23 protein-coding genes are annotated in these 22,628 nt (G+C 71.3%); 14 read left to right on the top strand and 9 right to left on the bottom strand.

The genetic code is table 11. The annotated features are described in order from the left end of the window. Positions 1–173 precede the first annotated feature (173 nt). Positions 174–2,030: an MFS transporter gene (locus ACWDR3_RS02655; RefSeq protein ID WP_450350189.1), complete on the top strand. Its 1,857-nt coding sequence runs from the start codon at positions 174–176 to the stop codon at positions 2,028–2,030. Positions 2,031–2,057: 27 nt separating this feature from the next. Here the strand turns inward: ACWDR3_RS02655 and ACWDR3_RS02650 are convergent, their stop codons facing one another. Further along, entirely contained in the window at positions 2,058–2,561 is a 504-nt protein-coding gene (locus tag ACWDR3_RS02650) for a glutathione peroxidase (protein ID WP_450350187.1), read from the bottom strand. A 9-nt stretch (positions 2,562–2,570) separates the two neighbouring features. Next, complete coding sequence (locus tag ACWDR3_RS02645; protein ID WP_450350186.1) at positions 2,571–3,554, bottom strand: ArsR/SmtB family transcription factor; 984 nt, start codon at positions 3,552–3,554, stop codon at positions 2,571–2,573. Positions 3,555–3,625: 71 nt separating this feature from the next. Between ACWDR3_RS02645 and ACWDR3_RS02640 the strand changes: the two genes are divergently transcribed. After that, a complete protein-coding gene (locus tag ACWDR3_RS02640) occupies positions 3,626–4,849 on the top strand; it encodes an MFS transporter (RefSeq protein ID WP_450350184.1) in 1,224 nt (407 codons plus the stop codon). Here the strand turns inward: ACWDR3_RS02640 and ACWDR3_RS02635 are convergent. The 4 genes from ACWDR3_RS02635 to ACWDR3_RS02620 form a co-directional block, all read right to left on the bottom strand. Further along, entirely contained in the window at positions 4,797–5,981 is a 1,185-nt protein-coding gene (locus ACWDR3_RS02635; protein ID WP_450350182.1) for a DUF2235 domain-containing protein, read from the bottom strand. The genes ACWDR3_RS02640 and ACWDR3_RS02635 overlap by 53 nt on opposite strands. Before the next feature lie 200 nt (positions 5,982–6,181). Continuing rightward, a complete protein-coding gene (locus ACWDR3_RS02630; RefSeq protein ID WP_450350181.1) occupies positions 6,182–7,111 on the bottom strand; it encodes an N-acetylmuramoyl-L-alanine amidase in 930 nt (309 codons plus the stop codon). Between the two features lie 220 nt (positions 7,112–7,331). Beyond that, the gene (locus tag ACWDR3_RS02625) at positions 7,332–7,850 is read right to left on the bottom strand and encodes a hypothetical protein (protein WP_450350180.1); all 519 of its coding nucleotides are present in this window, start codon (positions 7,848–7,850) and stop codon (positions 7,332–7,334) included. Between the two features lie 47 nt (positions 7,851–7,897). Next, complete coding sequence (locus ACWDR3_RS02620) at positions 7,898–8,599, bottom strand: phosphatase PAP2 family protein (protein WP_450350178.1); 702 nt, start codon at positions 8,597–8,599, stop codon at positions 7,898–7,900. Positions 8,600–8,781: 182 nt separating this feature from the next. On the opposite strand from ACWDR3_RS02620, the gene ACWDR3_RS02615 reads away from it, so the two are divergent. Then, entirely contained in the window at positions 8,782–9,207 is a 426-nt protein-coding gene (locus ACWDR3_RS02615) for a BlaI/MecI/CopY family transcriptional regulator (RefSeq protein WP_450350176.1), read from the top strand. Beyond that, positions 9,204–10,166, top strand: a complete 963-nt coding sequence (locus ACWDR3_RS02610; RefSeq protein WP_450350175.1) for a M48 family metalloprotease — start codon at positions 9,204–9,206, stop codon at positions 10,164–10,166. Before ACWDR3_RS02615 ends, ACWDR3_RS02610 begins: the two co-directional genes overlap by 4 nt. A 78-nt stretch (positions 10,167–10,244) precedes the next feature. Here the strand turns inward: ACWDR3_RS02610 and ACWDR3_RS02605 are convergent, their stop codons facing one another. Further along, complete coding sequence (locus tag ACWDR3_RS02605) at positions 10,245–10,829, bottom strand: universal stress protein (RefSeq protein ID WP_450350173.1); 585 nt, start codon at positions 10,827–10,829, stop codon at positions 10,245–10,247. A gap of 313 nt (positions 10,830–11,142) precedes the next feature. Between ACWDR3_RS02605 and ACWDR3_RS02600 the strand changes: the two genes are divergently transcribed. Both ACWDR3_RS02600 and lysA read left to right on the top strand, forming a co-directional pair. After that, positions 11,143–11,559: an SAV_915 family protein gene (locus ACWDR3_RS02600; protein WP_450350172.1), complete on the top strand. Its 417-nt coding sequence runs from the start codon at positions 11,143–11,145 to the stop codon at positions 11,557–11,559. A gap of 15 nt (positions 11,560–11,574) precedes the next feature. Next, complete coding sequence (gene lysA / locus ACWDR3_RS02595) at positions 11,575–12,909, top strand: diaminopimelate decarboxylase (RefSeq protein WP_450350171.1); 1,335 nt, start codon at positions 11,575–11,577, stop codon at positions 12,907–12,909. Positions 12,910–12,955: 46 nt separating this feature from the next. On the opposite strand, the gene ACWDR3_RS02590 is transcribed toward lysA, so the two are convergent. Beyond that, complete coding sequence (locus ACWDR3_RS02590) at positions 12,956–13,897, bottom strand: endonuclease/exonuclease/phosphatase family protein (protein ID WP_450350170.1); 942 nt, start codon at positions 13,895–13,897, stop codon at positions 12,956–12,958. A 156-nt stretch (positions 13,898–14,053) separates the two neighbouring features. On the opposite strand from ACWDR3_RS02590, the gene ACWDR3_RS02585 reads away from it, so the two are divergent. From ACWDR3_RS02585 to ACWDR3_RS02555, 7 genes are all read left to right on the top strand, one after another. After that, positions 14,054–15,190: a DUF475 domain-containing protein gene (locus tag ACWDR3_RS02585; protein ID WP_450350168.1), complete on the top strand. Its 1,137-nt coding sequence runs from the start codon at positions 14,054–14,056 to the stop codon at positions 15,188–15,190. 226 nt (positions 15,191–15,416) lie between these two features. Further along, positions 15,417–16,076, top strand: coding sequence for an O-methyltransferase (locus tag ACWDR3_RS02580; RefSeq protein WP_450350166.1), 660 nt, complete (start codon positions 15,417–15,419; stop codon positions 16,074–16,076). A 115-nt stretch (positions 16,077–16,191) separates the two neighbouring features. Next, the gene (locus ACWDR3_RS02575) at positions 16,192–16,923 is read left to right on the top strand and encodes a ferritin-like domain-containing protein (protein ID WP_450350164.1); all 732 of its coding nucleotides are present in this window, start codon (positions 16,192–16,194) and stop codon (positions 16,921–16,923) included. Positions 16,924–16,962: 39 nt separating this feature from the next. Further along, positions 16,963–17,187, top strand: a complete 225-nt coding sequence (locus ACWDR3_RS02570) for a PASTA domain-containing protein (RefSeq protein ID WP_450350163.1) — start codon at positions 16,963–16,965, stop codon at positions 17,185–17,187. A 63-nt stretch (positions 17,188–17,250) separates the two neighbouring features. Then, entirely contained in the window at positions 17,251–17,907 is a 657-nt protein-coding gene (locus tag ACWDR3_RS02565) for an SAM-dependent methyltransferase (RefSeq protein WP_450350162.1), read from the top strand. Positions 17,908–18,013: 106 nt separating this feature from the next. Then, complete coding sequence (locus tag ACWDR3_RS02560; RefSeq protein ID WP_450350161.1) at positions 18,014–19,309, top strand: TerD family protein; 1,296 nt, start codon at positions 18,014–18,016, stop codon at positions 19,307–19,309. A gap of 58 nt (positions 19,310–19,367) precedes the next feature. Beyond that, positions 19,368–19,505, top strand: coding sequence for a hypothetical protein (locus tag ACWDR3_RS02555; RefSeq protein ID WP_450350159.1), 138 nt, complete (start codon positions 19,368–19,370; stop codon positions 19,503–19,505). A 53-nt stretch (positions 19,506–19,558) separates the two neighbouring features. Here ACWDR3_RS02555 and ACWDR3_RS02550 read toward each other — a convergent pair whose 3' ends face one another. After that, positions 19,559–21,469 carry an amidohydrolase gene (locus ACWDR3_RS02550; RefSeq protein WP_450350357.1) on the bottom strand — a complete coding sequence of 637 codons (1,911 nt, stop codon included), beginning with the start codon at positions 21,467–21,469 and terminating at the stop codon, positions 19,559–19,561. Between the two features lie 185 nt (positions 21,470–21,654). Here ACWDR3_RS02550 and ACWDR3_RS02545 point away from each other — a divergent pair, with 185 nt between their 5' ends. After that, positions 21,655–22,590 (top strand): LysR family transcriptional regulator, encoded by a 936-nt coding sequence (locus ACWDR3_RS02545; protein WP_450350157.1) that lies wholly within the window; start codon positions 21,655–21,657, stop codon positions 22,588–22,590. Positions 22,591–22,628 lie beyond the last annotated feature (38 nt).

Raw genomic sequence — 22,628 nt, 5'->3', positions numbered from 1 at the left:
CAACTGACGTCCGCGCATCCCGTCGGTGGGCCCCACCCGGGCGCTCCCCGGCGGGGTGCGTGCTAGCGTCACGAAACGGGGCAGGCCGGAGCGCTCGGGACGCGTACAGACGGCAGACCTGAACGAGAAGAAGACCTGAACAGAAGACGGGACACCACGGGGAGTGCCTTCAGGTGGCCACAGCGGAGCCGACACGCGCCGACGACGCCGATCCGGGCCCGGTATCCGGCCCGCGAATACGCGTGCCCGAGGCACGGCCCGAGGCACGGTCCGAGGGGTGGGAGACCCGGCTGCCCGGTAGGGCCGCCGCTGTGGTGTCCGCCCTGCGGGAGCGGTTCCTGCGCCACCCGGTGCTCTCCTTCACGGCCCTGTCCGGCGTCCTGCACATCGCCTGGTTCTTCACGTTCGCGAACAGTGGCGGCGACCTCGCGGCCCAGGACGCCTGGGCCGAGTTCGTCGGCCGCCACCCCGACTCCGCGTACAACCTCGCCTGGTACGGCGGTATGCACCCGGTGTCGTACAGCATGGTGTCGCCGTATCTGATGTCCGTCCTGGGCGTCCGTACGACGATGATGATCGCCGGCACGATCTCGGCGGGGCTGCTGACGCTGATCCTGCTGCGCAGCCGGTCGGTGCGGAATCCGCTGTGGGCCTCGCTCGCCGGTGTCTTCGCCTTCCTGTGCAACGCGGCCTCGGGCCGGGTGACCTACGGCCTCGGCACGGTCTTCGCGCTCGGCGCGGTCGCCGTCGTCTTCTGCTGGCCGCACCGCTGGCGCTACAAACGCTGGGCGAAGGCTCTGTGCGCGGCTCCGCTGGCCGCGCTCGCGACCATGGCGTCACCGGTGGCGGGGCTGTTCGTGGGGCTGGTGGCGGTGGCCCTGTTCCTGCAGAAGCGCCGGCCCGGCGCCTGGGCGCTGGGGATCGCGCCGGTCGTGGTCGTGGCGGTCTCGGCCTGGCTGTTCCCGTTCTCGGGCACCCAGCCGATGAAGTTCGCGTCGGTGATCCTGCCGTTCACCTCGGCCGTCCTCGTCTTCGCGCTGGTCCCCAAGGAGTGGAAGACGGTCCGGCTGACCTCCGCGGTGTACGGCCTGTCCATCCTCGGTGTGTGGCTGGTCAGTTCGCAGATCGGCTCCAACATCACCCGCCTCGCGATGCTCTTCGCGGGCGTGGCGCTGGTCGCGGCGCTGCCGTTCATGGTGCCGCGCTCGCGCACCTGGTACGTGACCGTGCTGGCCATCGTCGGCTTCACCTTCTGGATCGGCTTCAAGTCGGTCGACGACGTCGTCGTCACGACCCCGACCGCGTCCTGGGCGCGCGAGCTGGCGCCGCTGGTGAACGAGCTCCAGGAGGTCGGCGCGGAGAAGGGCCGGGTCGAAGTCGTGCCCGCGGCCTCCCACCGCGAGGCCTCCGCGCTGGCCCCCTACGTCAACCTCGCCCGCGGCTGGAACCGCCAGGCCGACATGGAGCGCAACCCGCTCTTCTACGACGACACCCTGAACTCGGCGAACTACCACGAGTGGCTCCAGCGCTGGGCCGTCCACTTCGTCGTGCTGCCCAAGGACCAGCCCGACGGCGATGGCGGCGAGCGCGAGCGGGAGCTGGTGCAGCGGGGGATGCCGTATCTGAAGCAGATCTGGGGCGATGCCAACTGGCAGCTGTTCCAGGTCACCGACCCGACCCCGCTCGCGGACTCGCCGGCCACGGTCGACCGCGCGGAGCAGGGCGAGCTGACCATCGAGGTCAAGAAGCCCGGGCGGGTCCTGATCCGGGTCCCCTACTCGCCGTGGCTCGGCCTGGTCGACGCCAAGGGCAAGGGCGTGAAGCCGCCGCAGGAGACGCAGGCGTCCAAGCACCGGGCCGACGGCACGCCGAAGTCGTTCGACAACGTCAACGGCTGTCTGATGCAGACGGAAGAGGACGACAAGGGCGACAAGTGGACGATCCTGGTCGCGCCGAAGGCGGGGACGTACAGGTTGGGTGCCCCGTACCAACTGCCCCGGGGCACCCCATGTCCGGACGAGTTGAAGTGACCGCCCGCTGAAACCGAGTGGGTCAGCTCAGGCGAGCTGCGCCTCCACCGCCGCCACGACCTCCGCCGAGTCCGGCTCCGTCTTCGGGGAGAAGCGGGCGACCACCTCGCCGTCGCGGCCGATGAGGAACTTCTCGAAGTTCCAGCGGATGTCGCCGGTGTGGCCCTCGGCGTCGGCGAAGCCGGTGAGGCGCTGGTAGAGCGGGTGCCGGCCCTCGCCGTTCACCTCGACCTTCTCGGTCAGCGGGAAGGTCACGCCGTACGTCGCCGAGCAGAACTCGGCGATCTCCTCGGCGCTGCCGGGCTCCTGGCCCATGAACTGGTTGCAGGGCACGCCGAGGACGGTGAAGCCCTGGTCGGCGTACTGCTCCTGGAGCTTCTCCAGGCCCGTGTACTGCGGGGTCAGGCCGCACTTGGAGGCCACGTTGACGATGAGGACCGCCTTGCCGGCGTACTGGGAGAGGTCCGCGGAGCCACCCTTGAGGGCACCGATCTCGACGTCGAGGGGGGAAGAACCATCTGTAGTCGTCATAAGCGGATGCTAACTCCGCTCGGTGTCGGCCCGGTTCTGGGCCTCCACGAGCACCTCCCCGGCCGCCGCCCGCGAGTACAGCACCGACCGCCCGGCCCGCCGCCGCTCCACCAGACCCGCGTCCAGCAGCACCTTCAGATGCCGGCCGACGGAACCGAGCCCCTGGCCGGTCACCGCGACCAGCTGGCTCGTGCTCATGGGGGAGTCGAGGAGGACGAGGACACCCGCGCGGGCCGGGCCGAGCAGGGCGGCCAGGCTGCTGGGCACGGTCCGGTTGCCGGGGTCGGCGAGGGCGCCCGCGCAGGCGTAGACGAGCGCGTAGATCTCGGACTCCTCCCAGGACACCCAGCCGGTCTTCGGGGTGACCGGCATGAACACGAGCTCGGCGCCGGAGATCTCGCGGGGCGGGTACTCGTGCAGGTTCACCTGGAGCCGGTTCTCCCCGAGCCAGCGCATCCGCCCGGGCCGCAGGGAGTCCAGTACGGCCGCCCAGCCGCCCTGGCTGACCAGCGCGGTCCGGGCGACCACGTCCGCCTCCAGCACCCGCCGACGCCGGTCCCAGTCCGGTCGTACGGTCTCGGTCCACACGTACTCCAGGAGCGCGGCGGCGCGGTCGGGGAGGTCGTCGCGGTCCAGTACGGCGGGCAGCGGGCCGGCGAGGGAGACCGTGAGGTGGGCGCGGGCCGCGGCCGGATGGGCGGACCGCACCCGGGCGACGCACGCCTCGAAGGTCTCCCCGTCCTTCTGGGTGGGGCAGAGGAAGTCGGCGATCCAGGACCGGCCCAGGCCCGCGCGGACGAGCTGCGCGGTCGTGGGGTCGGCGGCGAGGCGGGCGCGGTAGCCGGGCAACCGGTCCCGCAGCCAGGCCTGTTCACCGGGGTGCGTGGCGCTGCCCGCGTGCAGCAGTTTCAGGGCCGCGAAGGTCTCGGCGAACGGGGAGATGACGAAGCGGCTGCGGGCGAGCGTGTCCGCGTTGAGCTGCCACCACCCCATGCGCACCCCCCGGTGTTTCGCGTCCGGGCGAAAGAATACGACTCCCGCGCGCACCCCCGCAGACTCCGCCCATGCGCAGCTACCGCGAGCTCTTCCGCACGCCCGAATACACCCCGTTCTTCTTCTCCTTCGCCGCCCAGAACGCGGCCCTGACGATCGGCGGGCTCTCGCTCGCCACGCTGGTCTACCGGGCGACCGACTCGCCGCTGCTGTCGGCGGTGAGCATGTTCGGGCCGCAGCTCGCGCAGATGCTGGGGGCGACCTTCTTCCTCTCGGGCGCCGACCGACTGCCCCCACGCGTGACCCTGACCGGCATCAACCTCGCCTTCGCCGCCTGTACGGCCCTGCTCGCGCTGCCCGGCCTACCCATCGGGGCGATCTTCGGCGTCGTCTTCCTGCAGGGCCTGATCGCCTCGCTGGGCGGCGGGGTGAGCGGCGGTCTGCTCAACGAGATCCTGCCCAAGTCCGGCTATCTGCTGGGGCGTTCGGTGTTCAACATGGTCTCGGGCCTGATGCAGGTCGTCGGCTTCGCGACCGGCGGCGCCCTGCTGGCACTGCTGTCCCCCCGCGCCTGTCTGCTCCTGGCGGCGGCGCTGTACGCCACCTCGGCCCTCGCCATCCGCCTGGGCCTGACCGCCCGCCCGCAGCGCGCCGCGGGCCGCCCGTCCGTCCGGGCGACCTGGCAGACCAACGCGCTCCTGTGGTCCTCCCGCCCCCGCCGCCTCACCTACCTGGGCATGTGGCTGCCCAACGGCCTGGTCGTCGGCTGCGAATCCCTCTTCGTCTCCTACGACTCCGGATCCGCGGGCGCGCTGTTCGCGTGCGCGGCGCTGGGCATGTTCGTCGGCGACCTGAGCGTCGGCCGCTTCCTGCCGTCGGCGCTGCGCCCCCGCCTGGCCACCCCGCTGCTCCTGCTCCTGGCCACGCCGTACCTGTTCTTCGCCCTGCGGCCGGGCATGCCCTGGGCCGCCCTCGCCGCGTGCATTGCCTCCGTCGGCTTCGGCGCGAGCCTCGTCCAGCAGGAACGCCTGATGACCCTGACCCCCGACGAACTCGCGGGCCACGCCCTCGGATTGCGGGGCGCCGGAATGCTGACGATGCAGGGCGTGGCGGCGGCACTGGCGGGCTCGGTGGCCCAACTCACCTCACCCGCAACGGCGATGACGGTGATGGCCGCTGCTTCGATCGCGGTGACCTTGGCCCTATGGGCGGCGGGCAAGCGCGAGGAACGCGGTCCGTCGCTCACTCGGACGGAAGAGGAATCCGCTCGACGTGCTGTTCGTCGAAGTCCTTGAGGTAGTCGCCGAGTGCCGGGGGGTCGTACGCGTCCTTGTCGTCCCGGTGGCGGCGCAGGGCGGTGTCGGCCAGGTACTCGCGGCCGTCGAGGAGTTTGGTCTTCTTGTCGGTCGCCCGGCCGATGGGGCGGTGGAGGGGCTTCAGGAGGCGGTACAGGCCGGTGCGGGAGTTGTGCAGCGGGCCCAACGGGCTGGGGTCCACGGTGAATTCGACGCCGTCGTCCTCGTCCGTCGGGTCCGGGTCCTGGTCCATCGTCATCGGCTCCGGCTCGCCCGGCTTCGCGCGGTCGGGGCCGCCGGAGGTGAAGGCGTCGGCCTCGAACTCCAGGCCGTACGCGCGGGCGTTGGCGACCATCCAGTGCAGGGTGATGTCGGACAGGCCCGACTCCGGGTAGCCGCCGCCGACATCCGTGTGCACCCCGGCGAACCAGACCTGCTTCAGCTCCTGGCCCTTGGCGAACGCGCCTGGCTGCTGGTGCCACAGGGTCGGTGCGAACGCCGAGCGCTGCTCGTCGATCGCGAGGGCGTGGAAGGCGCCGTTCACCCAGCTGCTCAGCTCGGTGTCGTGGAAGGACCAGCGGCGGTTGAACCGCTCGACAAGGCGACGGAAGAGACGGGGGCCGGGCAGCGCCGGGATGCCGAGGGCGCCGACCGTGTCCCACACGCCTATGAAGCGGATCTCGGTCTCGTACGAGTACGCCCGGCGGAAGAGGGTCGCGGCCACGCTGGTCGGTCTCGTCGCGCGGCTGCGGTACAGGGCCCCTGCCTCGCCTATCCGGTCGGCGTGCTCCGGGCGCAGGATGCCGCAGTTGCGGATCAGCCCCGCCAGGCTGCGGGCCGTGAACGCGCCCCGGCTGAACCCGAACAGGTAGAGCTGGTCGCCGGGTTCGTAGGTGTGGACGAGGAAGCGGTACGCGTCGAGGACGTTGCGCGAGAGACCCGCGCCGAAGGCGCCGCCCCGCAGCCGCTCACCGCGCAGGGTGCCGACGCCCTTGCCGTAGTACACCCGTTGCTCGGTGCCCACGGCCGAATGCGGCCGTACGGCCAGGGCCACCTTGGTGACGTTGGTCTTGCACTGCTGGTCGGCGATGTTCCAGGTCCCGTCGCAGCAGACGACCAGATGCTTGGCCATGGAGATGCCTCCTCCGGGTTGCGCTCACTCCACAGAGCCGTCGGGGCGGTCCCGGGGAGGTCCTTTTCGGACAAGACCCCGGAACCGCCCGGAAGATACAGCCGGAAGATACCGCCGGAAGATGTAGGCGGTACGGAGAGGTGGTGAGCGACGCGTGGGCCGTGCGGGGCGGCTGATACCGGGGGCCTGGGCCGCCGGTATCAGGCGACCACGGTGAACAGTCCGGTCGCGTCGCCGAGTTTGCCGAGCGAGATCTTGCCCGGGATGCCGTTCGCGTCGGCGCCCGTGTAGTGCAGGTGGTGCTGCCACTTGGCGTACGCGGCGATCGTGGTGGAGCCGAAGGAGCCGTCGCCGGCGTAGGTCTTGGACAGGTAGCCCAGTTTGACCAGCGCCGCCTCGACGAGGTTGGTGCCCGCCATGTAGCTGACGTGACCCTGCTTGGCGCCCGGGTCGGTCTTCGCGGCCTTGATCAGCCGGGAGAGGTCGACGCGGGGCTTGGTGGCCTTGCCGGGGAGCGGCTTGCCGGGCGTGGACTTGCCGACGGTGAGGGCGAGTTGCTTCTTCACGTCGGCCCGGAAGTCGTCCATGTCGAAGCTGGGGTCGATCTTGCCCGGCTGGACCTCCTTGTGCCCGGCGACGGACTTCTCCGACCAGCCGTGCGCCCGGCACAGCGCGGCGGCCCACAGCACGGCCTGCCGGTACTGCGCGTCCGGGTAGGGGTCCTTGCCGTTGCCCAGGTTCTCGATCTCCAGGCCGTACAGGACGTCGTTGCCGTCGGCGTTGGCCTCGTCGTCGTGCGGGAGCGACCTCTCCTCGCGCAGCGCGTTCAGTACGTCGAGGTCGACGGAGCCGGCGTGGTTGGTGCGGCCGTGGCCGATCATCCACAGCCCGTCCGTCTTGCCGAGCCAGGCGTGGCACAGCGGGCCGGGGAGATCTGATCTGCCCTTGTAGCAGAGCTCCTTGTCGCCGTGTCCGGCGGTGTGGTGGATCAGCACGCCGATGACCGGGCCGAAGGACTTGCCGGTCGCCGCGTCGCGGTTGTGCGTCTTCCAGCCGGCGTGTTCGTGGACGGTGAGCCCTTCGGTCTTTAAGGCGGACAGGGTCTTCGCGGCGGAGAGCGGTGTGGCCATGGGCGGTGTCCTTTCGGGACGGTGGGTCGGTGGACGTTGGTCGTGCGCGTCAAGATCATGCGTACCTGAGCTGTGGGGGTACCCGGGCCGTGCGGGTCCGGGCCGTGGACAACCAGGTTCCGCGCCCCGGGAGCGTGTGCAAAAGAGGACGCGCGATGAGGGTCGTTCGTTTCGAGATCGTGCCTTCAGAAGCTGTGAGTTGTGATCAGGATCCCGGAAGTCACGCTCCGTCGGGGGCGATTCGGATAATTCGCCCGCCTTCGTTGCCCTCGGTGCCTCCACCGCGTCGGTTGCCCTGGCCCGGGTGACGCATTGTCAGCCACCAGCTCCGGCCCACCGCCCACAGCACCAGCGCGGCAACGACCGGACCCCCGAACAGGATCGTCAGACCGGCACCGATGTTCGCCCCGATCACCCCCGCGGTCAGGACCCGCAGCCCCGCCCCGACGATCACCCCGGCGACCACCAGCGGCGCCAGCACTCCCCGCCAACGCCGGTCCAGCTCGCCGCGGTTGACGGCCCGCACCAGCAGCGCCCCGGCCGCCACCACCAGCGCCAGCGCGAGCACGCCGATCAGCGCGGCCGCACCGTCCGAGACGGCCGGCGGCCGGTAGGCGTGGTCGAGCTCGGACGCCGTGAACCCGTCGACGTCCTGTTGGCCCATCAGTCCCCAAGTGGCCACCGGAACACCGGCGATCAGGACGGCGGCGGCGGTCGGAAGTGCTCCCCGTGTGCTCATACGGCCATGGTGACCGCGCCGTCGGTACGGGTCCTGAGCACGCGTACTCATCCGGAGGCGGCGCGGGCACTCACATCGGGCGGGGCGGCGACCCCACCGGTTATGAACCCCTCCGGCAGCCGATGCGCCATCACGCAGAAGCAGATCCCGAGCCAGCCGACGGCGAACAGCCAGCCCCCGATGACGTCCGTGAACCAGTGCACCCCGAGGTAGACGCGGCTCGCCCCGACCAGCAGGGCCCAGCAGCCGGCCGTCACCGCGAGGGCCCGGCCGCCGCGCGGGGCGCGCAGGGACAGGGCGACCATCAGGAGCCCGGCGGTGATCGCGGACGTGGTGGTGTGCCCCGAGGGGAACGCCCAGCCGGAGGCGTGCGTCGTCGCCCAGTCGGCCTGCGGCGGGCGGGCGCGGTGGATGAGCGCCAGCACGCCGTACCGCAGGGCCTGGCCCGAGGCGAGGCAGGTGAGGGCGAGGGCGGCGGCGGTCAGCCGAGTGCGCGCGGTCCGGCCCGCGATCACGCCGGCCAGCACGACGAGCAGGTACGGGACGACGCCGGTGCCCGTCGCGGTGACCCCTCGGGCCAGCGCCACCAGGACGTCCGGGCGGTGCCCGACGGACCAGCTCAGCGCACCGTCGTCGAGCCACAGCGGAGCCCCGTCACCGCCGATCACGACCATCGCCAGCACACCGAACCCGGTCCACGCGCCCACGCCCACGCTGCCCGCGAGTTCGGCGGCGTCCCGGCGGTTCATGAGGAGGCGGGGCGGGCCGGGAGGAGGCGCGTGCTCGGCGCGTTCACCGCGAGCTGCGACGATGGAGATGCGGCTGTGGTCATCGCGTGCACCCTTCCTGCGGACGGACACTCCCGCACCGACTACAATTCTGTAGACGGTCTACGATACTGTAGACGATCTGAGGGTGAGGATCGTTCCCCATGACCGACGAGAAGCCCGACGAGACGTTGTCCCACGAGAAGCTGTCCTACGAGAAGTCGCCCTACGAGAGGGACGAGCGCCGGCCCGCGGGCGAACTGGAGGCGGCGGTGCTCGCCGCGCTCTGGGCCGCAGGCGCGCCGCTCACCCCCGCGCAGGTGCAGACCGAACTCGCGTCCGGCCTCGCGCGTACGACGGTGACGACGATCCTGTCCCGGCTGCACGAGAAGGGGACGCTGGCGCGGGAGCGGCACGGGCGTGGGTACGCCTACCGGCCGGTCCAGGACCCGCAGGGCCTCACCGCCCTCCGTATGCACAGCGAACTGGCCCGGGACAGCGACCGCGAGACCGTGCTCGCCCGCTTCGTCGCGCAGCTCAACCCGGACGACGAGCAGGTGCTGCGCCGGCTGCTGGAGGACGGCGAGTGACGCCCGCGCCGCTGGTGATCCCGCCGCTCCAAGTGCCGCTGCTCCAGCTCCTGTTGCTGCTGGTCCCGCTGCTCCTGCCGTTCGCCGCACCCCCGCTGGCCCGCCGGATCCTGGACCGTTGCCCGCCGGTCACGGCCCTGTGGACCCTGACCGCCTGCGCGCTGTTGCTGGCCGGCGGCACGGTCGCGGCGCTCGGCACGCTCGCGCTCACCGGCCTGCTGAAGATCCCGGCGTTCGCGGCGCTCGGCGAGCTGACCCACCCGCTGCGCGCCCCGTCCGCCCACCTGATCCTGCCGCCCGCGGCCCTGGCCGCCGGCCTGCTCAGCGTCGGGGCGCTCACCCTCGGCCGTTCGGTGCTGCGGCAGGTCACCGGCTTCCGCGCGGCCCGTTCCGAGGCGGACCGCAGGCCCGCGGCGGGCGACCTGTGCGTCGTCGACTCACCACACCCGGACGCGTACGCCCTGCCCGGCCGGCCGCAGCGCATCGTCGTCACGACCGGCATGCTCCGCAGCCTGGACGCGGCGGAGCGCGAGGCGCTGTTCGCGCACGAGCGGGCCCACAACGCGGGCCGGCACCACTACTTCCTGGCCGCCGCCGAGCTGACCGCCCACTGCCACCCCGCCCTGCGCCCGGTCCGCGCGGCCATCCGGCTCGCCGCGGAGCGGGCCGCCGACGAGGCCGCCGCCGGCGCGGTGGGGGACCGCCGCCTCACGGCCAGGGCCATCGCCCGAGCCGCCCTGGCCTCGTCCGCGCCGCGCTCGTCCGTCCTGCCCGGGATGGCGACGGGCCCGGTCCCGCACCGCGTCACGGCGCTCCTCAGCCCCGTACCCCTCCGCGCCCGGACCTGGATCGCCGCGCTCCTGACCACCTGCGCGCTGCTCTCCACCACCACGGCGGCGACGGTCGCCGTGCAGGTGCACGAGAACATCGAGATCGCGCAGGGCGAGATGAGGGGCTGACCTCGGCCACCGAGTTCGCGCAGGGCGAGGCGACCGACTGACCTCGACCGCAGTCTCACCCTCACGCCCACCCTCAGCTCACGCGTCCTGTACGCGCCCCCGCCCCCGACGCCCCTCCGTCAACTGCCCCGCGTCCAGCCGCAGATGCCAGGTGTTGCGGCGGCACACGGTCGCGAGGTCGGCCTCCAAGGGGGAGGGCGGGACGGTGAGGACCGGGCAGGCGGCGTGGGTGAGGCAGTAGTGGCTCACCGAGGGGGAGAGGAGCCGGCGCAGGCGGCCGCGGTGGCCGGCGCCGAGGACCAGGACGTCCGTGTCGCGGTCGGCGATCTGGACCAGGGCCTGGCCGGGGCGGCCCCGGGCGATCAGCGCGTGCAGGGGGACACCCGGGCCGGCCGCGCCGAACATCGTGTCGAGGATGTCCAGGAGTTCCTCCCGGGCGAGCTGTTCGCAGCGCTCCCGCAGCGGCGGCGGGACCGATGAGCGCGCCGCGTGAAACTCACCGCCGGGCAGCTCCCACGCGATCACCGGCCACAGCTCGGCGCCCCGGCGCGAGGCCTCCTGGGCCGCCCGGCGCAGGGCCGTCAGACTGCCCGGCGAGCCGCTCACCCCGGCCACCACACGAACCGCTCCCGGCAGACCGTCCCGGGCCCCGGAATCAGACATGGCTCACCGCTCCTCGTACACGCGCACCTGGCAGGTACTGCCCCGGCTACTGCCTCCATCACACTCCCGCGCGCGCCGCACGACCACCCCGTACGCCGCACTTTGGCGCCCTTCTGACGCCCCGCGCCGCACCTCCCGCCCACCCGCGTAAGCAGCACGTCAGCGTCCACGCGATCTCCGTCAGCATCGCGTCATGAGCCGTCGCCGGGCGGGACAGGGCGGGGGTGGGCGGGCATAGCGTCCTTCGCAGGTCCCGTTCGCCTCCCCGCGTCGGGGCCGCCGACAAGGCACCCGCATTCGATGGAGGCATTCCATGACGGAGACCGTCTACGGCGAGGACCCCGAACCCTCCGATCGGTTCCCGGCCGGACCCCTGTACGTCCCGGTCCGGCCGGGCCCGGCGGGATGCGTGACCCGCGTCTTCCGCACCCCGCTCGGCGACCGCACCGCGGTCGGTTTCACCTCCGCGCGGCGACTGACCGCGACCCTCGGTGCGGGCCAGGCGTGGATCCGGCTCGCCGAACCCGCCCTGCGCGCGCTCACCGCGCCCCTCGGCGTCACCACCGTCACGGTGGATCCCCAGTTCACGGCCCCGGTCTCGGCTCCCGCCCCGGCTCCCGCTCCCGCTCCCGCGTCCACGACCCGGCCCGCGCGGCCGGCGAACCCCGGAGTTCCCGCTGTCCCCGCTGTCCCCGTCGTCCCTGCCGTACTCGCACTGCGCGTCGGCTGAGAGAGGGCTGTCCAGATGACCACCGTTCACGACCCCTCGGTCGCCGCCCTCGCCGACGACCTGTCGGTCTGGCCCGCCTCCACCACCGAGCCCCACCCCGGCGAACTGGCCGTGGGCGGCGTACCGCTCGCGGAGCTCGCCGACCGGTTCGGCACGCCCGTGTACGTCCTCGACGAGGCCGAGGTGCGCGACCGCTGCCGTACCTATCTGCACGCCTTCCCGGACGCCGAAGTCCTGTACGCGGCAAAGGCGTTCCTGTGCCGGGCGATGGTCCACTGGATCGAGGAGGAGGGCCTCGGCCTCGACGTCTGCTCGGCGGGCGAACTGGAGCTGGCGGTCACCACCGGCTTCCCGCCCGAGCGGATGGTGCTGCACGGCAACGCCAAGTCCCCGCGCGACCTGGAGACGGCCCTGCGCCTGGGCGTCGGCCGCATCGTCATCGACAGCCCCTCGGAGATCGCCCGGCTGGCGGCGGCCGTCGGGCCCGGCGGTCACCAGAAGGTCATGGTGCGGGTGGTGCCGGGGGTCAGCGCGGGCGCCCACGAGAAGATCCGGACCGGTACGGACGACCAGAAGTTCGGGCTGTCCATCGCCGACGGTCACGCGCAGCACGCCATCGCCCGCATCCTCGACCAGCCGCAGCTCGAACTGACCGGCCTGCACTGCCACTTGGGCTCGCAGATCACCACGGTCAAGCCGTACCTGGCCGCCGTGCGCCGCGTCGTCGGCCTGATGGCCCGCCTGCACCAGCAGCACGGCCTGGTCCTGCCCGAACTCGACCTCGGCGGCGGCCACGGCATCGCCTACCGCCCCGGCGAACCGGCCCTCGACCTCACCGAACTCTCCCGCCGGGTCCGCGCCGAACTGCACGACGCCTGCGCCGCCGCGGGCCTGCCCGTACCCCGCCTCACCATCGAACCGGGCCGGGCCATCGCCGGACCCGCGGGCATCGCGCTCTACCACGTGCTCGCCGTCAAACGCACCGGCACGCACACCTTCGTGGCCGTGGACGGCGGCATGAGCGACAACCCGCGCCCGGCCCTCTACGGTGTCCGCTACGCCCCCCGCCTGATCGGCCGCCGCACCACCACCGAGCGCACCCCGGTCACCGTCGTGGGCCGCCACTGCGAGGCCGGCGACACCCTCGCCACCGACGTCGAACTCCCCGCGGACGTACGCCCCGGAGACCTCCTCGCGGTCCCCGTCGCCGGCGCCTACCACCTCTCCATGGCCTCCACCTACAACCTCGTCGGCCGCCCCCCGATCGCCGCCGTCCGCGACGGCCACGCCCGCCTCCTGGTCCGCCGGGAGTCCCTGGACGACATCCGCAGCAGGGACGTGGGCTTGTAGTCGAGCGCGGCTCGGCGCTGGAGCGACGGACCTGTGCGTACGTGACCTAGCCGAGTCGTACGCGCCCCACCACCGGAAGGTGATCGCTCCCGGTCGGGTCCAGCGCCGACACCTCCGTCACCTCGACCCCCCTCCCCAGCACCTGGTCGATCCGCGCCACGGGCAGGGAAGCCGGCCAGCTGAACGCGAATCCCGAGTCGGGAGCGGTCAGTCGGGAGGTGACCGGGTCCAGGCCGCGGTCCTGCACAGTGCCGTTGAAGTCGCCGACGACCAGGAGCCGGTCCGCCGGTTCGTCCGCGAGCCGGGCCCCGAGCAGCGCCGCGCTCTCGTCCCGCGCCGCCGACGCCAGGCCGCCCGCGCCGAGCCGGATCGACGGCAGATGGACGACGTACACCGCGATCTCGCCGTCGGGCGCGGCGACCGTGGCCCGCAGACCGCGCTGCCAGCCGTCCGGGAAACCCGCGGGCCGGATGTCGACGGCCCGCACGTCCGAGAGGGGGTACGCGGACCAGAGCCCGACCGTGCCGCGGACAGCGCGGTAGGGGTGAGAGGCGCCCAGGACATCCTCGTACGAAGGTCGCGCCGCGGGTGTCAGCTCCTCCACGGCGATCAGCTGCGCGCGGGTGGCGAGCAGCGCGCGTGCGGTGCCGGCGGGGTCGGAGTTGTCGTCGGCCACGTTGTGCTGGACGACGCTCAGGTCGTACGCGCCCGGCGGGACCCACAGCCCGGCGAACAGCCACAGCCAGGCGAGCGTCGGGGGCAGACAGGCGAGGAGCCCCCACACCGACCGGCCGATCAGCGCGAGACAGGCGAGCAGCGGTACGGCCACGCCGAGCCAGGGCAGAAACGTCTCCAGGGCGCTGCCGAGACGTCCTGGGCGGTTGGGGACCAGGGAGTGCAGGGTGAGGAGGACGGTGACGGCGGTGGCGCAGCCGATCAGCCAGTACTCCCGGTGCCGTAGCCTCCGGCGTATCGCTGTGACGACCACACGCTCCCCTGTCCCGACGCGCGTCCGGGCCGGGGGCTCGCCGCGACACCCGGGCGACAGACGGCCATGATAGACAACGCCGGTGACGGTCAGGGCTGTTCGATGCCCGGTCCGCGGGCGACCGCACGACAACGGGACAACGGGAAGGGGCAACCGGTGCTTCTGAAGACCTTCCGCTGGTCGTTCGTGGCCACCGCGCTCGGACTGGCCGTAGGAGTGCTGTACGGCGGGTGGACGGCGTTCGGCGTCATCGCGATCCTGACCGTCCTGGAGATCTCGCTGTCGTTCGACAACGCGGTGGTCAACGCCGGGATCCTGAAGAAGATGTCGCCCTTCTGGCAGACGATCTTCCTCACGGTCGGCGTCCTGATCGCCGTCTTCGGCATGCGGCTGCTCTTCCCGGTGGCCATCGTCGCGATCACCGCGAAGAAGAATCCGTACGACGCGGTCAACCTCGCGCTGACCGACAAGGACCAGTACCAGCAGCTCGTCACCGACGCGCACCCTGCGATCGCCGCGTTCGGTGGCATGTTCCTGCTGATGATCTTCCTCGACTTCATCTTCGAGGACCGGGACATCAAGTGGCTGGGCTGGCTGGAGCGCCCGCTCGCCAAGCTCGGCAAGGTCGACATGCTCGCGGTGTGCATCGCCCTGATCGTCCTGCTGATCACCGCGTTCACCTTCGCGACCCACGCCCACCAGCACGGCGGCGGCCACGCGGACAAGGCGCAGACGGTCCTCATCTCCGGCATTGCCGGCCTGATCACGTACATGGTCGTCGGCGGGCTCTCCGGCTTCTTCGAGGACCGCCTGGAGGCGGAGGAGGAGCGCGAGCAGGAGGAGCAGGAGGCGGCCGAGCGCAGCGGGCGGAAGCGGGCGCCGGTGGTGCTGGCGGGCCAGGCGGCCTTCTTCATGTTCCTGTACCTCGAAGTGCTGGACGCGTCCTTCTCCTTCGACGGCGTGATCGGCGCGTTCGCCATCACGAACGACATCGTGCTGATGGCGCTGGGTCTCGGTATCGGCGCGATGTACGTCCGTTCGCTCACGGTCTACCTGGTCCGCCAGGGCACGCTCGACGACTACGTCTACCTGGAGCACGGCGCGCACTACGCGATCGGCGCGCTGGCCGTGATCCTCATGGTGACCATCCAGTACCAGATCAACGAGGTCATCACCGGTCTCGTCGGTGTGGTCCTGATCGGCTGGTCCTTCTGGTCCTCGGTGCGGCGCAATTCCGCGCTGGCGGCGGCGGAGGGGGAGCCGGTGGAGGCGGATTCGGCGAAGGTCGGGTAGCGGCGGGGGTCTGGTGACCGGTGACCGGGGGTGGCGGCCGGTGGCCGGTGGAACCGTGCCCGCAGCCGGCTCCCGGCCGTGCGGCTCGGTCAACACGCGTATCTCTGCGGTGAGTTCCCACGCAAACGGATGAAGTGCGATTGGCCAAGATTCGTCACGCTCTGATTGCATGTGAATGCTGAGCGTAACGATACTTCACCGGCAACTTCACCGGCAGGGAGCCACCATGCGTGACCAGATCGACATGACCCCACCCGTCCTCGACTACGTCCGCGACATCTCCCTGCGCGAGGAGCCCGCACTGCGCCAACTCCGGGAGGACACCGCCGCGTTGCCCAACCGGATCATGCAGATCCTGCCGGAGGAGGCCCAGTTCCTCGCGCTGCTGATCCGGCTCACCGGGGCCCGTGAGGTCCTGGAGATCGGCACCTTCACCGGTTACAGCTCCCTGTGCATGGCCCGCGCCCTGCCCGCCGACGGAACGCTGCTCACCTGCGACGTCAGCGAGGAATGGACGGCGATGGCACGCCACGCGTGGCAGCAGGCAGGGGTGGACGACCGTATCGAACTGCGCCTCGGCGACGCCGTGGAGACCTTGGACGCGCTGCTCCTGGAACGCGGTCCGGCCTCCTTCGACCTGGTCTTCATCGACGCCAACAAGGCGAACTACCCGCAGTACTACGAGCAGTCCCTCGCCCTCACCCGCCCCGGCGGCCTGATCGTCCTCGACAACACCCTCTGGTCGGGCCGGGTCGCCGACCCCACGCAGCAGGACCCCAACACGGTGGGCGTTCGCGCGGTCAACGAGACCCTGCACGGCGACGAGCGGGTCGACCTCGCGATGCTGCCGATGGCGGACGGGATCACGCTGGCGCGGAAGCGCTGATGCCCGCCCGGGGCTGAACCGGCGGAACGATTGGGTGCCCGTCGAGCGTCGTTGCTCTCCAGGACAAGGACACGGACACGGGCACGGTGGCCGTGTCCCGGAGAGGGGGCCCGGCGTGCGGACCGACGGATTCGCCAAGTGGACACAGCGGTTCGAGGACGAACGGGAGGCGCGGCGGGCGCAGGGCGACCCGGACTGGGCACAGGGGGCGAGCCTGCACCCGGCGATATGGTCCAGCGTCCAACGCTTCCAGGTCGGCGAGGACGGCGACGGCGCCAACCTCGTCGCCAAGGCGGACCAGGCGGGCGACGCCGACTACGCCCGCGCGGTCCGCCTCTTCGTGGCCGAGGAACAGAACCACGCCCGCCTCCTGGCCCGACTCCTCCATTCCGGCGGCAGACAGACCCTGACCGGCCACTGGACCGACACGGTCTTCGTCCGCCTACGCCGCCTCATGGGCCTGCGCCTGGAACTCCTGGTCCTGATGATCGCGGAGGTGGTGGCCCTCCGTTACTACCGCGCCCTGCGCGACGGCACCGACGACCCGCTCACCTCATCGGTGGCATCCCGCATCCTGGCCGACGAGGAACGCCACGTTCCGTTCCACTGCGACCGCCTGCACGGCTCCCTGACGGAACTCCCGCGCGTCACCCGCCGCCCGACCCTGCTCCTGTGGCGCGCCCTCCTGCTGACGGTCACCCTGGTAGTGGCCGTCGACCACGGCCGCGCCCTGCACCAACTCCACGTAGGCCGCCTCCGCTTCGTGACCGACGTCATGACGACGGGAGGCGGGGTGGCCGCCGCGGTCCTGACACCGCACCCGGACGAGTGGTCAACCGACCGCTGAAGCCTCCCGGCTGCGGCGCGGTGGCCGTATGGTGCGGGCATGGGCGACCGGCCGACACGTATCGAAGTCCCTGACGTGGTAGGGATGACGGGGCGAGAAGCGCACACTCTCTGCCGTGGTCTGGGACTGTTCCTGGGCTACTACAACATGGACCAGCAACTGCCGCTGAACTGGGTGATAGTCCATCAAGAGCCCCCACCCGGAACCTTGGCGGAACCATTGGCGGCGGTCAGGATCTGGACGAAGTGGGATCCGCTGCCCTGATCTCCGTAAACGTTCTCTGAAGCGGCACCGGCTGCTGAACGAGGCTCGCCTAGGGTCCCGCCCATGGACTGGCAGAAATGGCACGACGCCTACGACACCCCCGAATCGCCCCTGGCCCAGCGGCTGTTGACGGTCCAGGACCGCATCCGCCAAGCCCTGGACGCCTGTCCGCCGGGCCCTCTCCGGGTGATCAGTCTCTGCGCCGGCCAGGCCCGTGACCTACTCGGCGTCCTGCCCACCCACCCCCGTCGCGACGACGTACACGCCCGCCTGGTCGAACTGGACCCGCAGAACACCGAGTCGGCCGCGTCGACCGCCCGCGCGGCCGGCCTGCACCGGATCGAGACGGTCACCGCCGACGCCGCACTCCTCGACCACTACGCCGGCATGACCCCGGCCGACCTCGTCCTGATCTGCGGGCTGTTCGGCAACATCACGGACCCGGACATCGAGCGCACGATCAACGCCTGCACCCAGCTCACCAAGACCGGCGGCCGAGTCATCTGGACCCGCCACCGCAAGACCCCCGACCGGGTCCCGCTGATCTGCGAGTGGTTCGAGGAGTGCGGCTTCGTCGGCGAGTGGCTCACCGATGAAGAGCAACTCCAGTCGGTGGGCGTGCATCGCTTCGACGGGCGGCCTGAGCCGCTTCAACTGGGGGTTCGGGTCTTTGAGTTCGTGGGTTACGCCTGGCTCCGCAAACAGGGGCATTCGCTCTGAACCCCTTCCCTCCTGGGTCTGATGTGACAAGGTTCCACGAAAGCGGCCTGGGGATTCTGTGGGGGTGGACGGTGTGCCGGAGCTTCGCAAGGGAGAGAACACGCCAGTGGGTGCGGGGCGCATCGTCGCCGAACTGCACACGGTGGGTGATCCGGTCGACCTCAGCGCCCTGCTGATCGCCGCGGACGGCAAGGTCAGATCCGACGACGACCTGGTCTTCTACAACCAGCCCTCGGCCGAGGACGGTGCCGTCCGGCACCTCCCCGCGAACACCGAGGGCCCCGAGCGCATCGAGATGGACCCGGCCACTCTCCCCGCAGACGTGGATCGGGTCGTCCTGGTCGCCAGCTGCGACCCCGACGACGTGACTCGCACGTTCCGCGACGTCAAGGACGTACTGGTACGTGCCGCTCAACAGGGCGCCGAGCCGGTGCACTTCCGCCCGCCCGCCCTCGCCGACGGTGAACGCGCCGTACTCCTGATCGAGCTCTACCGCCGAGGCCCGGCATGGAAGCTCCGCGCCATCGGCCAGGGGTACGCCAACGGTCTGGCCGGCCTCGCCACGGACTTCGGGATCCAAGTGGAGGAGCCGCAGGAGCCCACCCCGGTGGACCCGTCCGGCAGCGAGGAGAGTGTCTCCACGCCCGACAGCCTGTCCACGAGCCCGATGAACCTGGTCAAGCCGCCACTGGGCAAGATCAGCCTCGACAAGGGCAGCCAGGTCTCCATGGGCTTGGACAAGAAGGACCGCGCGTTGGTGGTCACGGCGTCCTTGGAGTGGGACGGCGGCAGCGACCGGCGACGCAGGCAGGGCGCGGACCTCGATCTCTACGCGTTGTTCGTGCCGGCCTCAAAGGCCCTGCGCGGGAAGAATGCACCCGGCACTCTCGTCAAATCGCGCTATGTCGCACAAGGCGAGCCGCTTCGACCTGGAGCGGTTGCACCCGCGACTGCCCCAGGGACGGCGAAGAAGGGCAAAGGCGCCGACGTCGTCTACTACAAGCGTCTTGGCTCGGTGAAGGGCCGGCCCTACATCCGTCTCGACGGCGATTCACGTGTGCCAGGCCGTGAGGCAGTCAGCATCGTGCGTCCCGACGAGCAGGGCTACGTCCTCCTCTGCGCCTACTCGGCGCTCGGCAACGGCATCGGCTCCTTCCGCAGCTTCGGTGCGAAGGTCGTTGTCACGGACGGGCGTGGCTCCACCGTCGACGTCCCGCTCTTCGAGAACACCAAGACCCGCTACTGGGTGGCCATCGCCCTGGTCGACTTCACCGCGGCCGACGGAGCCGCGATCCACCACATCGAGGCCTACAGCGCCCGCATGACAGAACGCCGCCCGGTCCTGCACCCGGACGGCACCATCGAAATGAACGCGGGACCGGTCGAGTTCAAGAGGCGCTGACCGATCCCACCCCCACAGGGGCAGACACGGATCGTCCCCACTGCCCGTACTCGGGTTCATGAACAAGCACGGGCACCTCGCCGAGTTCCTCCAGGCCTGCCGGGGTCGGCTGCGGCTGGAGGACGTCGGGCTGCGGACGTACGGTGAGCGGGACCCCAACCTGCTGCGCGCCCGCCTGGGCAACAGTCACCGGTAAAACTCGGGGGTCGGGAAGGTGAGTTGACCCAGGCCGGACCGGACCCGGGCTTCTCAGAAGCAGCCGTCCAGCGGGTCGAGTGTGCCGTCCAGTTGCCGTGGTACGCGGTCGAGGTCGCCGCGTCGGTCGCGCCACGCGCGCTGTTCCTCCGACTCGGCGGCGGCCTCGATGAAGGCGTGGGCCTGCCGTGCGCCCGATTCGCTCGGCGCCGACCGCCGGTCGACCGCTTCGGACTGGAATCCGCCGAAGCGGGCGACCGGGCTCCAGGCGGGGCTGATCTCCGGGAGCGGGGCGGCGATGTTCTCGTAGTCGCCGGCCGCGTGGACGATCCTGCCGCCGGCCACCGTCACCAGGGACTCGATGCGGTCGATGTCCTCGTCGGGGACGGAGAAGTAGTCCGCGGAGAGGATGGCCAGGTCGGCGTAACTGCCTTCGGAGATCGTGCCCTTGACGTCGGACTCGCCGGTCAGCGCGGCGCCCGCGGTGGTGTACATCTCCAGGGCGGTCGCGCGGTCGACGCGGTTGGCGGCCGGGTAGAGGAGCGTGTCGCCGATGGTGCGGCCGGTGACCAGCCAGGACAGCGACAGCCAGGGGTTGTAGCTGGAGACGCGGGTGGCGTCGGTGCCGGCGGCCACGAGGAGGCCGGTGTCGCGCATCGCGCGGATCGGCGGGGCGGTGGCGGCGCGCTCGGGGCCGTAGCGGTCGATGAAGGCCTCCCCCTGGAACATCATCCGGTTCTGGACCGAGACGGCTCCGCCCAGCGCCTTGATCCGCTCCAGACTGCTCCGGCTCACGGTCTCCGCGTGGTCGAACAACCACCGTGTCCCGTCCGGGAATCCGCCGTCCGCGGCGATCTTCTCGAAGACGTCCAGGTCCTGGCGGATCGTCTCGTCGTAGGTGGCGTGCAGGCGGAACCCCCAGCCGTTGTCGAGCAGGAGCCGGGCAGCCGCTTCGAGGTCGTCCCTTGCGCGGGCGGTGAGTTGGGGGCGCGGCTCGGCGAAGTTCTCGAAGTCGGCGGGGGACCAGGCGAGGTTCTCGCCGGCGCCGTTGCAGCGCAGCCACGCGTCGCCGTCGCCGGGGCTGACCATGCCGATCCAGCGGCGCAGGTCGTCGAGTTCCTGGCCCGCGGTCTGCGGGAAGAGGTGGTAGGCGATCCGGACGGTCAGCTCGCCGCGCTCGGCCAGCTCGGTGACGGCCGCGTAGTTGTCGGGGAAGTTCTGGAAACCGCCCGCCGCGTCGATGGCGCTGGTGACGCCGAAGCGGTTCAGCTCACGCAAGTAGTGGCGGGTGGAACCGAGTTGGTCCTCGGGGGCGAGCACTGGGCCCTTGGCGAGGGTGGAGTAGAGCAGGCCGGCGGCGGGCGCGGCCAGCAGCACGCCGGTGGGATTGCCCGCGAAGTCGCGGACGATCTCGCCGCCGGGCGGGTTCGGGGTGTCGCGGGTGAAGCCGACGGCCTCCAACGCGGCGCGGTTGAGGATCGCCGACTGGTACAAGTGCAGGACGAAGACCGGGGTGTCGGGGGCGGCCGCGTTCAACTCCGACACGGTCGGCAGCCGCTTCTCCGCGAACTGCTCCCCGGTCCAGCCCCCAACCACCCGTACCCACTGCCCTTTTGGCGTCCGCTCGGCCTGCTCCCGCAACATCCGCAGCGCGGTCCGCAACGACCGTACGCCGTCCCAGCGCAGCTCCAGCAGATAGTTCAACCCGCCCCGGATGACGTGGAGATGGGAGTCGTTGAGACCGGGGATCACACGCCGGCCGAGCGCGTCGACGACGCGGGTGGCGGGGCCGATGTGCGGGGCGACGGTCGAGTCGTCTCCCACGGCCGCGAAGACACCGTCCGTGACGGCCACGGCGGACGCCGCCGGGCGGGTGGGGTCGCCGGTGTGGATACGGGCGTTGCGGACGACGAGCTGGGCGGGGTGCTGGACGCCGTCGTGGGGGCGTATGCCACCCACGGGCATGGTGCTGCTGGACACGTCGACTCCTCGGTCGGGTCGGGTCAGGCCGGCGACGGTTGGGCGACCGGCTGGTCGACCGGTTGGTCGGCTGCGTGCTTCGACGCTAGGTTTGCGACAATGGATCGGTCCAACACATGGTTCTGCTCGGATCGATCTGCGGCAGAGATGGATGGGGAGACGAGCGCACGATGGACCTGAGGCACCTGAAGTACTTCCTCGCCGTCGCCGAGACCCGCAACTTCACCCAGGCCGCGGCCAGTTGCTACGTCGCCCAGTCCGCGCTCAGCCAGCAGATCGCCCGCCTGGAGAAGGACGTGGGCGCGCAGCTGTTCAGCCGCACCAGCCGTTCCGTACGGCTGACGGCCGCCGGAGAGCTCCTCGAACCGCTGGCCCGCCGCATCCTCGTCGACGTCGACAACGCCCAGGCCGCCCTCGACGCCCTGTCCGGACTGCGGCGCGGGCGGCTGCGCCTGGGGCTGCTGCAGACGCGGGCCTCCTCGGTCGACCTGGTCGAGGTGATGGCCGACTACCACGCCCGCTACCCGGGCATCGACTTCCACGTGACCAACGCGCCCAGCGCGGAGATGGCCGCCGCGGTCCTGGCCGGGGACCTCGACATCGCCGTAGTGGGCCTCGGCCCGCGCCAAGTCCCGGAAGGGCTCGACCACTTCGTCCTGGACAGCGACCCGCTCGTCCTCGTCGTGCCCGCCGACCACGCCCTGGCCGACGGCGGTGACGTCGTCGACCTCGCCGACCTGCCGGAGAGCCACCAGCTCATCCAGTTCACCCGGGGCAGCGGACTGCGCCGCCAGGTCGAGGCCGCGTTCGCCCGCGCGGGAGTGGAACCGGGCCAGCACTTCCAGGTCGGCCAGATCCAGGACATGGTCCGGCTGGCGGCACGGGGGATCGGTGTGACGGTCGTACCGCGGTCGTCGGTTCTCGGCGGTGACGGCCTGCGGGGCGCGGATTCCCCGGACGGATCGCTGCCGTACGGCGCCCGGGCGCTCGGCATCGCGGACGCGGCGGCGGTGCACACCATCTGCGTGGTCCACGACAGCAAGCGGCTGGCGCCGGCGGGTGCCGCGTTCCTGGAGGTGGTGGAGCGGCACGCGGTCAGGGGGTGAGGGCAGCATCCGGGTGATCGTGATCTATCGCTCTGGCA

Source organism: Streptomyces sp. NPDC001002 (assembly GCF_053599215.1).
The sequence above is the reverse complement of the archived record's forward strand: the minus strand, read 5'-3'. Positions and strand labels throughout refer to the sequence as shown.